General features: G+C 72.5%; 11 protein-coding genes. 4 read left to right on the top strand and 7 right to left on the bottom strand.

Going from position 1 to position 13,451, the window contains the following annotated elements; translation table 11 throughout:
• Nucleotides 1-40 precede the first annotated feature (40 nt).
• The gene (locus ACF1A1_RS03175) at nucleotides 41-433 is read left to right on the top strand and encodes a hypothetical protein (protein ID WP_391644866.1); all 393 of its coding nucleotides are present in this window, start codon (nucleotides 41-43) and stop codon (nucleotides 431-433) included.
• Between the two features lie 36 nt (nucleotides 434-469).
• Here the strand turns inward: ACF1A1_RS03175 and ACF1A1_RS03170 are convergent, their stop codons facing one another.
• A complete protein-coding gene (locus ACF1A1_RS03170; RefSeq protein ID WP_391644864.1) occupies nucleotides 470-1,141 on the bottom strand; it encodes an O-methyltransferase in 672 nt (223 codons plus the stop codon).
• Nucleotides 1,142-1,678: 537 nt separating this feature from the next.
• Between ACF1A1_RS03170 and ACF1A1_RS03165 the strand changes: the two genes are divergently transcribed.
• Complete coding sequence (locus ACF1A1_RS03165; RefSeq protein WP_391644862.1) at nucleotides 1,679-3,712, top strand: bifunctional glycosyltransferase 87/phosphatase PAP2 family protein; 2,034 nt, start codon at nucleotides 1,679-1,681, stop codon at nucleotides 3,710-3,712.
• Here ACF1A1_RS03165 and ACF1A1_RS03160 read toward each other — a convergent pair whose 3' ends face one another.
• Together ACF1A1_RS03160 and ACF1A1_RS03155 are read right to left on the bottom strand one after the other, a co-directional pair.
• Nucleotides 3,713-5,872 (bottom strand): hypothetical protein, encoded by a 2,160-nt coding sequence (locus ACF1A1_RS03160; protein WP_391644860.1) that lies wholly within the window; start codon nucleotides 5,870-5,872, stop codon nucleotides 3,713-3,715.
• A complete protein-coding gene (locus ACF1A1_RS03155; RefSeq protein WP_391644858.1) occupies nucleotides 5,869-6,303 on the bottom strand; it encodes a hypothetical protein in 435 nt (144 codons plus the stop codon). Before ACF1A1_RS03155 ends, ACF1A1_RS03160 begins: the two co-directional genes overlap by 4 nt.
• Nucleotides 6,304-6,503: 200 nt before the next feature.
• Between ACF1A1_RS03155 and ACF1A1_RS03150 the strand changes: the two genes are divergently transcribed.
• Nucleotides 6,504-7,223 (top strand): hypothetical protein, encoded by a 720-nt coding sequence (locus ACF1A1_RS03150; RefSeq protein ID WP_391644856.1) that lies wholly within the window; start codon nucleotides 6,504-6,506, stop codon nucleotides 7,221-7,223.
• A gap of 199 nt (nucleotides 7,224-7,422) precedes the next feature.
• On the opposite strand, the gene ACF1A1_RS03145 is transcribed toward ACF1A1_RS03150, so the two are convergent.
• Nucleotides 7,423-8,592 carry a steroid 3-ketoacyl-CoA thiolase gene (locus ACF1A1_RS03145; protein WP_391644854.1) on the bottom strand — a complete coding sequence of 390 codons (1,170 nt, stop codon included), beginning with the start codon at nucleotides 8,590-8,592 and terminating at the stop codon, nucleotides 7,423-7,425.
• A gap of 196 nt (nucleotides 8,593-8,788) precedes the next feature.
• On the opposite strand from ACF1A1_RS03145, the gene ACF1A1_RS03140 reads away from it, so the two are divergent.
• Nucleotides 8,789-10,024: a cytochrome P450 gene (locus ACF1A1_RS03140; protein ID WP_391644852.1), complete on the top strand. Its 1,236-nt coding sequence runs from the start codon at nucleotides 8,789-8,791 to the stop codon at nucleotides 10,022-10,024.
• A gap of 95 nt (nucleotides 10,025-10,119) precedes the next feature.
• Here ACF1A1_RS03140 and ACF1A1_RS03135 read toward each other — a convergent pair whose 3' ends face one another.
• The 3 genes from ACF1A1_RS03135 to ACF1A1_RS03125 form a co-directional block, all read right to left on the bottom strand.
• Nucleotides 10,120-10,545 carry a transglycosylase SLT domain-containing protein gene (locus ACF1A1_RS03135; protein ID WP_391644850.1) on the bottom strand — a complete coding sequence of 142 codons (426 nt, stop codon included), beginning with the start codon at nucleotides 10,543-10,545 and terminating at the stop codon, nucleotides 10,120-10,122.
• Nucleotides 10,546-10,917: 372 nt separating this feature from the next.
• Nucleotides 10,918-11,766: an ECF transporter S component gene (locus ACF1A1_RS03130; RefSeq protein WP_391644848.1), complete on the bottom strand. Its 849-nt coding sequence runs from the start codon at nucleotides 11,764-11,766 to the stop codon at nucleotides 10,918-10,920.
• Nucleotides 11,763-13,448 (bottom strand): ABC transporter ATP-binding protein, encoded by a 1,686-nt coding sequence (locus tag ACF1A1_RS03125; RefSeq protein WP_391644846.1) that lies wholly within the window; start codon nucleotides 13,446-13,448, stop codon nucleotides 11,763-11,765. Before ACF1A1_RS03125 ends, ACF1A1_RS03130 begins: the two co-directional genes overlap by 4 nt.
• Nucleotides 13,449-13,451 lie beyond the last annotated feature (3 nt).

The raw sequence follows: 13,451 nt of genomic DNA, 5'->3' as shown, positions 1-13,451 counted from the left end.
GTCACTCAAGCCACTGTCGGACACCTCACGAGGAGCGCACGTGCTCGAACTCACCATGGCCACCGTCTCGGGGACGGAAGAGGGTGCCACGGCCGGCATGCTCATGGCCGACGCGCCCAGCGACCCGGGCGCCGTGCTGCGGGTGGGCCGGGACAAGTCCGTCTGCCGCCTCGTGACGCCCGAGGACTGGCTGTTCGTCTCCCGCGTCCACCTGGAGTTCCTGTGCGGACCCGAGGGCGTCTGGCAGGTCACCTGGCTGCGCGGCTCCCAGCCGGACCCGTCGTCCGAGGTCCGGCTGGTGGTCGGCGAGTACGCCCAGACCGTCGCGTACGGCGGGACCGTGCAGCTGCCCCGGGGCGGCAACGGAGAGCTCGTCGTCGTGGACCGCACCGGGCCGCGCAGCGTCAACGTGGGCTTCTACCACGAGGCCTAGCCCCACGGCCCCCACGGGCCAGGGGGTGTCCCGGGGCTACGCCAGGACGCGCGCCAGCGCGAACCCGTCGTAGCCCTTGGCGCCCACCGTCTGGATCGCGGTGCCGCTCAACCTCGGGTGCGAGCCGATGAGTTCGATCGCGGCGCGGGTGCCGCGCACGTCCCCCGCGTCGCTGTCGGCCTCGACCACCCGGCCGCCCCGGACGACGTTGTCGACGACGATCAGGCTGCCCGTGCTGGTGAGCCTGAGGGCCCACTCCAGATAGTTGGCGTTGTTGGCCTTGTCGGCGTCGATGAAGACCAGGTCGAACGGGGGCGGGTTCTCGTCCGCCAGCAGCGGCAGCGACTCCAGGGCCGGGCCCACCCGCACCTCGACCTGCTTGTCGAGTCCCGCGCGGGCGATGTTGCGGGTGGCGACCTCCGCGTGCCGTGGGTTGTACTCCAGCGAGATCAGCCGGCCGTCGGCCGGGAGCGCGCGCCCCAGCCAGATCGTGCTGTACCCGCCGAGCGTGCCGATCTCGAGGATGTTGCGCGCCCCCTGGATCTGGGCGAGCAGCTGCAGCAGCTTGCCCTGGTTCGCCGTGACGTTGACCTGTGGGAGTTCGGCCGCCTCGCTGTCGCGCAGCGCGGCCGTGGTCACCTCGTCGTCGGGGGCGAGGTGGGTGATGAAGTAGGCGTCGACGGCGTCCCAGACCTGCGACTCGCTCATGCGCTCTGCCTCTCGTGTACCTGACATACCCAGGACATGCCTGACATACCTAGGACATGCCTCGGACAATCTAGCCAGGAAACGCTGACTGGTCGTGCCGACGGCGCCCGGCCCTGCCGGGGTTCCCCGCCGACCGGACCTCACGGGAGCCCGGTCGGCGGAATTCAGCCGTTCGGACCAGGGGATGAGGGGGGCGGGGGAGAGCCGGGCTGCACAGGCGGAGCCGGCATCGCCGATCCGGCCGACCGCGGCCCGACGAGCGGCTGCCCCCACGCGTACCGCCGGCGATCACGGCCGTGGTGGCCACGACGGTGTGGCCGAAGGGCCGGTTCCGTTCGTGCTGTGATCCACATCGCACCCCGCGCAGGCAACCCTCCCCCCGCACCACTATCGTCTTCCGGACAAAAGGAGAGCGGACGTCAGGTGAATGCGGAGCGGCCTGCGTCTCTGTCCGGGGGTGGCGCGAGCCTCATAAGGTTCGCGGAGGCACCTCACGCAGGGGATGCGTGGGAAGACGGGGCGGGAGGCCGACGAGGCGTGGCGAATGCGGAGCACAGCGGGCGACCGGCGGAACCCTTCGGGGCGGCGGCGGTCGACACGGCGAGGGCACGCCTGCGCGTGGCCCGCCTCGGCCTGTGGCTGGTCGCGGCGGTCCTCGCCGTCCGGCAGGTGGCCGTCGTCCTCGGCACCCCGCGCGGAGAGCGGCTGACGGACCTGGAGACCTGGGTCGGACCCGACGGCGTACTGCACGTCAACGGTTCGCTCTACGACTCCACACGCTTCACGGGCACCCCCTTCGGCGGGTTCGTCCTCAAGCCCTTCACCCGGGCGGCGGAACAGGCCCTCGGCTGGGGCTGGACCTTCGGCACGCTGCTGCTGGTCGCGGCCCTGGGCCTGGTGGTCGCGCGGGCCCTGCCCCAACCGGTGAGCAGACGCACCTCGCTCCTGGCCGCCCCGGTGGCCATCAGCCTGCTCATGCTGTCCCTCCCCGTCCGCAACACCCTCTGGCTCGGCCAGACCAGCATCATCCCGGTCCTGCTCGTCCTGCTCGGCTGCTTCGTCGTCCGGGGCCGGCGGGCGGGCGGCGTCCTGATCGGTCTGGCGGCCGCCCTCCAGCCGACGGTGCTCCTCTTCGTCGCCCTGCTGTGGTTCACGGACCGCCGCCGGGCCGCCCTCTCCACGGGCGCCACCTTCGCCGCCTCGACCCTGCTCGCCTGGGCGGCGATGCCGCGCGACTCGTACACCTACTGGGTCCACCACATGGCGGGCGTCGGCCTCGGCGGCCAGGCGGACGCCCTCGCCAACCAGTCCCTGCACGGCGCCCTCCTGCGCCTCGGCCTCTCCGGCCCGCTGGAGATCGGCCTGTTCCTGGTCCTGGGCGCGGCCGTCGCCGTCCTCGGCGTCCGCCGGGCGGTGCACTACGCCCGCGACGGCCAGCTGCTGCTGGCGGTCGCGATCACGGGCTGCGCGGCGATCGCCGTATCGCCGACGACGTGGCAGCACCAGCTGCTGTGGGTGCTGCTGGCGGTGGTGGGCCGGGTGGGCAAGCGGGCCTCGGACCGCCCGGTCTGGCCGGTGGCCGTCGTCCTCGTCATGACCCTGCCGGCGAAGATGATGCTGCCGAACATGCCGGCGCTGCACCCGCTGCGGGACAACGTGGTGCTGCTGGCGGCGGTGGCCGCGGCGACGGCCGTGCCGTTCCTGTCGCGGACGTCGGAGTACTACCGCGCGCCGGTTCCGACGGAGTACGCGGCGCCGGTGCCGACGCGGTGGGCGTACGTGCCGCTGCTGCCGTTCCTGCGCCGGGTCCTGACCCGCCCCAACCTGCTGCTGGAGCTGCTGCTCATCCGCGTCACGTACGCGGCGTACCAGCAGGTGCGGCTGGCGGCGACCGGGGGCCGGGAGCGGGCGGAGATCCACGGCCGGCAGATCCTCGACGCCGAGCGCGCTCTGCGCATCGACATCGAGCACGCGGTCAACCACTGGGTGGTCGGGGTCGACTGGCTGCGGAACTTCTTCGACTTCTACTACGAGTCCTTCCACTTCGTGGTGCCGCTGTCCGTGCTGGGCGTTCTGTACTGGCGGCGGCCGGTGGACTACCGCTGGGCGCGGTCCTCGCTGGGCTTCGCGACCCTGCTGGCGCTGCTCGGCTTCTGGCTGTACCCGCTGGCCCCGCCCCGCCTCATGCCGACGCTGGGCATCATCGACACGGTGCACGGCGTGCAGGACTTCTCGAAGCCCGACTACGGCACGCTGACGGCGCTGACCAACCAGTACGCGGCCATGCCGTCGCTGCACTTCGGGTGGTCGCTGTGGTGCGGGCTGGTGATCGCCCTGGTGGCGCCGAAGGGGTGGATGAAGGCGTTGGGCCTGCTGCATCCGCTCTTCACGGTGTCGGCGATCGTGGCGACCGGCAACCACTGGGTGCTGGACGCGGTCGGCGGCGCGGTGGTCGTCGTGGCCGGCTTCGGACTGGCGTACCTGTTCCAGGGGCCGCGGGCCCGGCCGGCCGTGGTGCCGAAGGCGGTCCTCGAGCCCGCGGTGCCGCAGAAGGACCCGGCACCGAGCTGACTACTCCCGCGCCGCCAGCCGCTCCTGGAGCCGCGCGTGCCGGAACTGGTAGACGGGGCCCGTCGCCCGCAGCAGGTTGCGGCGACGGGCGTCCTCCAGGAAGTGCATCAGCCGCACCGGGGTGCCCTCCTCGGCGTGCAGCTGTACGGCGGTGAGGGCGGTGGCGACGGCGAGGTTGCCGGCGAGGCCGGCGAGGGCGCCGGTCCAGAGCACGGCCGTCACGGCGAACAGCGCGCCCGACAGCAGGTTCTGCGTCCAGACCAGGATGGGACCGACGTACAGCCCGAGGGCCCAGCCGGTCAGAAGCCCCAGGAGAAGACGCAACCTTATGTGGTGGCGCCATACGTCACGCGGGCCCACCGACCGCGTGTCCACCACCGGAGGCCGGGCGTATCCCTCTCGTACCTTGTCGTACCGGCCTCCCGCGCCGAGCGAGAGGAAGGGCGCACGGGCGACGATCTCGTACCCGCGGCCCGTCACCAGTAGCTCGCTGTAGCCGATGGGCAGGGTGATCAGGTACCAGAACCAGAACGGCGGCGAGTGGTCGTTCAGCATCGGCATCACCAGGCCGAGCCCGGTGCCCACGACCAGCCATTGCCCGATGCCCGACAGGACCGTCCCCCACGTGAAGATGTCACGCCAGCCCGCGCTCGACAGGGGCTGGGGGACGCTGAGTTCCGCGGCGCGCCGGGAGACGGCCCAGCCGCCCCCGACCGCCCCGAGGGGACCCAGCACGGCGGTCACCGGGGTGGGGGCGATGTGCCAGGCCAGGAGGAAGGAGGGCACTCCGCACACCACCGCGGAGACGATCCACACGGCGATCACCCGGGGCCGTCGGCGCGTCCAGCCCGGTATGTGCCACCAGCGCAGGTCGCGCGTGCCGTCGCGGGTGAGACGGGCGGCGATGTGACGGAGGGTGCGCTCGGCGGTCTCGGGGGAGTAGCGGGGGCGGGGATGGCCCGGGCGGGGGGTGTAGGCGGCGGTGACGGCATGGTCGAGGAGGTGGTTCTCGACGGCGGCCGCGGTGCGGAACCGGCTCCGGTCGAGGAGCTCGTCGACGGGGCCGTCGTCGCGGTAGACGTCCCGCAGCAGGGCGATGGCGAGCGGGTTGGCCAGGGCGGCGGCGACGGCGTTCTCCGCGGGCGCGTGCTCGTCGAGGAGCCGGTCGGCCAGGGCCCGCCAGGCCGGCGGGGGCGGGGAAGGCAGACGGTTGAGGAGGTACGCGGCCGCGTCGGCCGGCCGCACCGGCTGGATCTCCAGCGCGAGGGCACCGCCCAGCCGCGCCTTCTTCGCGGTGAGGACGGCCTCCCTGGCCCGGGAGACGAGCACGATCCGCGCCGGCGCTCCCTCCAGCGCGCTGACCATCGCACCGCGCAGCCGCCCGGTCACCTCGTCGAGACCGTCCAGGAAGAGGGCGATCCGGCCCGACTCCAGCAGCGCACGGGCCCGGTCGCGCCCGCCCCGCCCGTGGAACAGGGTGTACTCGCGGGTCAGCCGGCCCGCGGCCCAGTCGGTGGCGCTGTCCTCGGCGGGGTCCCAGCCGTCGAGGGAGAGCAGCACGGGAACGGGCACCCGGGCCCGGTCCGCGGGGGTGACCCGCGCCCGGTACGCGAGGGCGTCGAGGAGCAGCAGTACGGCGGCGGCCGTCTTCCCCGCGGCCGGCGGACCGACGAGCAGCAGCCGGCCGGAGGCCAGCCCGCCGTAGACGGCGTGCAGCTCGGGCAGCCCACCGCCGCCCCGGAGCTGGGCCCGGGTCGTGGGACCGACACCCGGCAACGGCGCGAACCGCGCCCGCCCCCCTTCGGCGGTCGCCCCGACGACCCGCCCGGCCACACTCCGCTCGCTCACCCGCCACCGCACGGGCAGCGGAGCGGGCTCCAGCAGCCGCCGCAGCCCGGCCTCCTCCTGCCACTGGGCGCCGACGACCCGGGCGAGTTCGTCGGCGGTGGCGTCGAGCGGGGAGGCGGGGGCGGTGGTGGTGTGGTGGTGGACGTTGAGCGTGTTGTGGGCGCCGACCTGGAAGGCGGTGGGGCCGTGGAAGGCGTTGCCGGACACCTCGCCGGAGCGGTGCATCCCGCCGGAATGGGCGTTTTCGCGAATCCCGCCGGAGTGGGGGCTCTCGCCGTCGCCGGGGATCTCCCCCGAGTCGGGGACCGTCATCTGCCGGACCCGAAGTGGTTCTCCTGCCGGTTGTGATCGCCGGTCTGGACGGCGGTGGGCCCGTGGAAGGTGTTGCCGGTCACCGCGCCACCGGAGGGCTCGCTGCCGAAGTCCCGGGCCAGCGAGCGGAGCCGCTCGACGAACCGCTCCCGGTCTCCTTCGGCGAGGGACTCCAGCAGCGACGCGAACTCCCCTTGCCACAACACCGCGTGCACCGCCAGCACCCGCTCCCGCTCACCCTCCTCGGCGGCGGCCACCGCGGCGGCGGTCCGGTCGAGCCGCTCCAGCGCCTCGGCCTCACGGGCGTCGTCCCCCCGTCCCACGAGCCGCGCGCAGCGCGTACGGAACCAGGCCCAGGTGTCCGATCCGGCGGCCTGCACCACGGCCATCCCGCCACCGGCGGCGACTGCGGTCAGCGCTTCTGTCAGCATGTTCCCCGATCCCCCCTTGGTCGGACGCCCCAGTGCGGGGCGAGTACGACGCATGCTAGTGAGGGGAGTTGCGGGGGTGGGCGGAAATCGGCAGGTGCGGGAAGTGAGGGTGTCCCCGCTGCCTTAACCTCCCGTTCACCCTCGCGATAGATCATCCTCGACCGGTAGGGAGCCGGGTCGGGTTGCCGAGGGGAGGGCGCATGTCCGCAGACGACGGATGGAGACGGCTGGTCGGTGCCGTGGCTGTTGCCGTGGCTGTTGCCGTGGTGCTGTCCGCGTCGGGCTGTTCCGGCCAGGAGACCGCGGCGGGATCCGGCGGGACGGCGGCGAAGGAGACGGAGGGCAGAACCCTCAGCCATGAGGAACTGAGGAGGCTGGCCTTCCGGGCGGACGAGGTCCCGAACTCCCACGGCTCACCCGTGCAGAGCCCCGCTCCCACACCCGAACGCACCTTCCCGCCGGTCTCCGACGCGTCCTGCCAGAACGTCCTCGACGTCCTGGCCGCCGACGACGCGTCCGCCGTCGTACGTCAGGTCTTCAACTGGCAGGACGACCTCTGGGGCGGCGGGTCCACGCTGGCCTCGTACGAGGGCGAGGGGGCGGAGCGGGCCTTCGACCGGCTGCGGGAGGGACTGAGGACCTGCCGGTCCTATACGGGGGTGTCGTACGCGGGCACGTACACGACCGAGGTCACGGGCGTGGACGCTCCGCAAGAGGAACAGGTCGGAGACGAGGCCCTGACCTTCCGCACCACCACCCCCACGAAGGACGGCATGGTGATGCACCAGGACCACGTCTTCGTACGCACTGGCAAGGCAACCGCCGCCTTCCGCAAGACGGAGGCGGACAGGGAGGCGACGTTTCCCCGGGAGTTGGTGCAGCGGCAGGTGGACCGGCTGGCGGAGGCCCAGGGATCGTGACGCCTACGAGGACGAGGACGGCGGCACCGCGAGCGCAGGACCTCCGCCGAACCCCGCACAGCGTCACGTCGGACCCGCAGCCGGAAGCCGCGGTTGACCCTGGCGGGTGGGTTGCGCCCGAGGACACGGACCGAGCAGCCCAGGCCGAGGCCAACGGCCCGGCCGGAGCAGGAGGGGTGCCGCGAAGCGACCGGTGGTTCTACAGCCGCTGAATGATCGTGCCGGTAGCCAGGCCACCCCCCGCGCACATCGTGATCAGGGCGAACTCCTGGTCCGTGCGCTCCAGTTCGTGGAGTGCCGTCGTGATGAGCCGGGCGCCCGTCGCTCCGACCGGGTGGCCGAGGGCGATCGCGCCGCCGTTGACGTTGACCTTCGACAGGTCCGCGTCGAAGACCTTCGCCCAGCTCAGCACCACCGATGCGAAGGCCTCGTTGATCTCGACGACGTCGATGTCCTTCAGTGACATCCCGGCCCTGCCCAGGACCGCCTTCGTCGCGTCGATCGGGCCGTCCAGGTGGAAGTGGGGGTCCGCGCCCACCAGCGCCTGGGCCACTATCCGGGCTCTCGGCCTCAGCTTCAGGGCTCGTGCCATCCGTTTCGACGCCCACATGATCGCGGCGGCGCCGTCGGAGATCTGGGACGAGTTGCCGGCCGTGTGCACCGCCTTCGGCATGATCGGCTTCAGGCCGGACAGAGCCTCCATCGACGTGTCGCGCAGGCCCTCGTCCCTGTCCACCAGGCGCCACATGCCCTGGCCGGCGGCCTGTTCCTCCTCCGTCGTCGGGACCTGGACGGCGAAGGTCTCGCGTTTGAAGCGTTCCTCCGACCAGGCCGCCGACGCCCGCTCCTGGGAAGCGAGGCCCAGCCTGTCCACGTCGTCCCTGGTCAGTCCCCGGTGTCTCGCGATGCGTTCCGCCGCCTCGAACTGGTTGGGGAGGTCCACGTTCCATTCGTCCGGGAACGGCTTCCCCGGGCCGTGCTTCGAGCCCGAGCCCAGGGGGACGCGGGACATCGCCTCCACCCCGCAGGAGATCCCGACGTCGATCACGCCCGCCGCGATCATGTTCGCCGTCATGTGCGACGCCTGTTGCGAGGAGCCGCACTGGCAGTCGACCGTCGTCGCGGCCGTCTCGTAGGGGAGGCCCATGGTCAGCCAGGCCGTCCTCGCGGGGTTCATGGACTGTTCGCCGGCGTGGGTCACCGTGCCGCCGACGATCTGCTCGACGGCGTCGGCGGGGATGCCGGTCCGGCCGAGGAGTTCGCGGTAGGTCTCGCCTAGAAGGTACGCGGGGTGGAGATTGGCGAGCGCGCCGCCGCGCTTGCCGATGGGGGTGCGGACGGCTTCCACGATCACGGGTTCGGCAGCCATGGGTGCGGATCCTCTCGAACTAGTACGTGTTCTAGTTCTTCTGCTGTGCAGTCTGCTGACGTGATGTGGGTCACCGCAAGGGTCTTGCAGCCTTCGGGTGCCTGAACTACCTTCGCCGCAACCCATTTCTGATGGGCCGTCAGAAACGGTTCGCCCGTAACGCCGCCCGCATAGCCGCCCCCGGCTGGAGCTGCCCATGCCCTGTCCAGCGCTTCCCGACGGGTTCGACTTCACCGACCCCGACCTGCTGCAACACCGCGTGCCCCTCCCGGAGCTGGCCGAGCTGCGCCGGGCCGAACCGGTCCGCTGGATCCCGCAGTCGGGGAACGTGGCCGGGTTCCAGGACGAGGGGTACTGGGCGGTGACCCGCCACGCCGACGTCAGGTACGTCTCCACCCACCCGGAACTCTTCTCCTCCACCCTCAACACCGCGATCATCCGCTTCAACGAGCACATCCGGCGCGATTCGATCGACGCCCAGCGGCTGATCATGCTCAACATGGATCCGCCGGAGCACACCCGGGTGCGGCAGATCGTGCAGCGCGGGTTCACGCCGCGCTCCATCCGGGCGTTGGAGGAGCGGCTCCGGGCGCGGGCCACCGCCATCGTCGCGGAGGTGCGGGAGGCCGGCGGGCCCTTCGACTTCGTCACGTCCGTCGCCTGCGAGCTGCCCCTCCAGGCCATCGCCGAGCTGATCGGCATCCCCCAGGACGACCGGACGAAGATCTTCGACTGGTCCAACAAGATGATCGCGTACGACGACCCCGAGTACGCCGTCACGGAGGAGGTCGGCGCCCAGTCCGCCGCCGAGATCATCGCGTACGCCATGAACATGGCCGCCGAGCGGAAGCAGTGCCCGGCGCACGACATCGTCTCCACGCTGGTGGCCGCCGAGGACGAGGGGAACCTCAACTCCGACGAGTTCGGGTTCTTCGTGCTGATGCTCGCCGTCGCCGGCAACGAGACAACCCGTAATGCCATCACCCACGGGATGCACGCCTTCCTCACCCATCCCGAACAGTGGGAGCTGTACAAGCGGGAGCGGCCTGCCACGGCCGCCGAGGAGATCGTGCGGTGGGCGACCCCCGTCTTCGCCTTCCAGCGCACCGCCACCCAGGACACCGAACTGGGCGGCAAGCTGATCAGGAAGGGGGACCGGGTCGGGCTCTTCTACGCCTCCGCCAACCACGATCCCGAGGTGTTCGACCGTCCCGACGAGTTCGACGTCACCCGGGACCCCAATCCCCACCTCGGATTCGGCGGGGGCGGGCCGCACTTCTGTCTCGGCAAGTCGCTCGCCGTCCTGGAGATCGACCTCATCTTCAACGCCGTGGCCGACGCCATGCCCGGGCTGCGGCTCCTGGAGGATCCCCGGCGACTGCGGTCGGCCTGGATCAACGGGGTGAAGGAGCTGCGGGTCGGCGCTGAGTGACGTGGCGCGTCCGGAGCAGGCGAAAGCGGCGGCCCGGGGATCAGGGGCCGCCGCTTTCGCGTCAAGGGGGGTGGTTCGGCTCAGTGCCGTCCGGCTCAGTACCAGCCGTTCGCCTGCCAGAAGGCCCAGGCGCCGGCCGGGCTGCCGTAGCGGGAGTTCATGTAGTCCAGGCCCCACTTGATCTGGGTCTTGGGGTTGGTCTTCCAGTCGGAACCGGCGGAGGCCATCTTGGAGCCGGGGAGCGCCTGGACGAGGCCGTAGGCGCCGGAGGAGGCGTTGGTGGCGTCGACGTCCCAGCCGCTCTCGTGCTGGACGATGTTGCTGAACGCGGTGAACTGCGTGGCGTCCGGGATCATCTTGTGCGCGATCGCCTTGGCCTCGGAGGCGGAGCCCGCGGCGGTGGGAGTCGCCGCCTGGGCGGGGGCCGCGGTCAGGGCCATGCCGGCGGTGGCGGCGGCCACGGCGACGGCGGTGAGGGTCTTCTTGGGGGAAGCGAGGCGGCGGATGACGGAGACGGACACGGAGAACCTTTTTCTTCGGGGACGGTGAGGTCGCCCGCATGCCGGAGTCACGCGGTGCGTGGCCGCGCCGCGTGAGGTGCGGTGGGTGGCTGCATGCGTCGGCGCCGAGGCCCGTGGGGCACGTCGGCGCCGTGCGACGTCATCCAGAGAAGCAGGCCCGGGAGCTGTCCGCAATGACCCCTTTTACTAGTTGTGGCCGCATGTGAGTGAAAGGTCGTTTGTGTGACCTGGCTCTCAATGCCCAGGTCAGCGGCCATATTTACGTGTACATGGCGTCCGAAATGCCCCACTAGGCCGGATCGTAGGTGATCCGCGTCATGTGGGGTGGTTCACCGTTCGCAGGCGGTGGTCTCACGCCGCGCGCACGAGCGCTCACGGCCTCGGCGCCTCGAATGTGACGGGCGCCTCGAAAGCCGCCCGCCGCGTGGCACGGCGCAGCGCGCGCAGGACCGCCGGGCCCAGGGCGAGGGTGAGGACGACGGTGACGACGGCCCGGCCCAGGTCCCAGCCGAGGGACGTCGTGACGCAGTACGCGACGAAGCGGGCCAGGTTCGCGGGGACCGTGCCGTCCGGGTCGAAGGCGATGCGCGAGGCCAGCTCGCCCATGAACGGCCAGCCGGCCATGTTCATCACCGTGCCGTAGGCGAAGGCGGCCAGGAAGCCGTAGACGGCGAGGAGGGCCAGTTCGGTACGGCCGCGGAGGCGGTCGGCGCCCGGCAGCAGGCCCGCGCCCATCGTGAACCAGCCCATCGACAGCATCTGGAACGGCAACCAGGGACCCACCCCGCCCGTGAGCAGCGCGGACGCGAACATCGTGAGCGAGCCGAGGACGAAGCCGAAGCCGGGGCCGAGCACCCTGCCGCTCAGCACCATCAGGAAGAACATCGGCTCCACCCCGGCGGTTCCCGCTCCGAGGGGGCGCAGGGCGGCCCCGGTCGCCGCCAGCACCCCCAGCATCGCCACCGCCTTGGCGCCGAGCCCCGACTCGGAGATCGCCGCCGTCACGACCGCGACCAGGAGAACCAGCAGGCCCGCGAAGAACCAGGGGGCGTCCTGGGCGTGGGCGTTCACGGTGGAGGCGGGGGGAGCGAGGAAGGGCCAGGTGACGGCGGCCACTCCCACCGCGCTGGCCAGGCCGAGGGCGGCGAGGGAGCGGGGGCCCAGGCGGACGGCCCGCGCCTGCCGCTGCGCGGCGGCGGCCTGCCGTTCTCGGGCTGTCATGTCAGCGCCTCCCTCACCTGCGCCACCGTGAGCCACTCCCGCGGGGCGAGGATCTTCGTCACCTGCGGGGCGAAGGACGGGGAGGAGACGACCACCTCCGCCGTCGGGCCGTCCGCGATCACCTCCCCGTCGGCCAGCAGCACGACCCGGTGCGCCAGCTCGGCGGCCAGCTCCACGTCGTGCGTGGCGAGCACGATCGCGTGACCGGCGGCGGCCAGTTCGCGCAGCACGGCGACCAGGCGGGACTTCGCCGCGTAGTCCAGGCCCCGGGTCGGCTCGTCGAGGAGGAGCAGGGGCGGGCGGGCGGTGAGGACGACGGCCAGCGCGAGCGTCAGTCGCTGACCCTCGGAGAGGTCGCGGGGGTGGGTGTCGTCCGTTATGCCGGGGAGCAGGTCGGTGACCAGGGCACGGCAGGTGCCCGGGGCGGCCTGCGCGTCCCGGTCGGCCGCCGCGCACTCGGCGGCGACCGTGTCGGCGTAGAGGAGGTCGCGGGGTTCCTGCGGGACCAGGCCGACGCGGCGGACCAGGTCGCGGGGCGGGGTGCGGTGCGGGATCGCGCCGCCGACGCGGACCGTCCCGGCGGACGGTTCGACCAGGCCGACCAGGGTGCTGAGGAGGGTGGACTTGCCGGCGCCGTTGCGGCCCATGAGGGCGATGGTCTCGCCGGGGGCGACGGTGAGGTCGACGTGGCGGAGGGCCTGGACGCGGGCGCGGCGGACGGCGAGGCCGTGGACTTCGGCGGGCGGTGCGGGGGTGGTCGGGGAGACCGCCGGGCGTCGGCGTCGGCGGCGGAGCGCCGGGGTACGGGGCGCGGGCGGCTCGGCGGCCGGTGGCAGAGGGTGGTCCCGGCGTCGGTCCGGCTCCCTGCCGGCCAGGCGTTCGCGCAGGTCACCCGCCCGTCGCCGGGCGTCCCGGACGGTCAGCGGCAGTGGCGACCAGCCCGCCAGACGGCCCAGGGCCACCACCGGCGGGTACACCGGGGACACGGCCATGACCTCGGCCGGGGTGCCCAGCACCGGCGCCGCGCCGGGGGCGGGCAGGAGGGCGACCCGGTCGGCGTACTGAAGGACGCGTTCCAGGCGGTGTTCCGCGAGCAGCACCGTCGTCCCGAGGTCGTGGACGAGCCGCAGGAGGACGGCGAGGACCTCCTCGGCGGCCGCCGGGTCGAGGGCGGAGGTCGGCTCGTCCAGGACGAGGACGGACGGGTGCGGGGTGAGGACCGAGCCGATCGCGACGCGCTGCTGCTGGCCGCCGGAGAGGGTGGCGAGGGGGCGGTCGCGGAGCCCGGCCAAACCCAGGAGGTCGAGGATCTCCTCGACGCGGCGGCGCATCACGGCCGGCGGCAGGCCCAACGACTCCATGCCGTAGGCGAGTTCCTCCTCGACCGTGTCGGTGACGAAGTGGGAGAGAGGGTCCTGGCCCACCGTGCCCACGACGTCGGCGAGGTCACGGGGCTTGTGGGTGCGGGTGTCGCGGCCGGCGACCGTGACGCGGCCGCGCAGGGTGCCGCCGGTGAAGTGCGGGACGAGGCCCCCGACGGTGCCCAGCAGCGTCGACTTGCCGACGCCGGACGGGCCCGCGAGCAGCACGAGTTCACCCTCGGGGACGGTGAAGTCGGCGCCCCGGACGGTCGGTTGCGGGGCGCCGTCGTAGGTCACGGAGACGTTCTCGAAGCGGATCACGAC

Origin of the sequence: Streptomyces sp. NPDC014995 (genome assembly GCF_043080745.1) — a bacterium.
GTDB lineage: Bacteria > Actinomycetota > Actinomycetes > Streptomycetales > Streptomycetaceae > Streptomyces.
The sequence above is the reverse complement of the archived record's forward strand: the minus strand, read 5'-3'. Positions and strand labels throughout refer to the sequence as shown.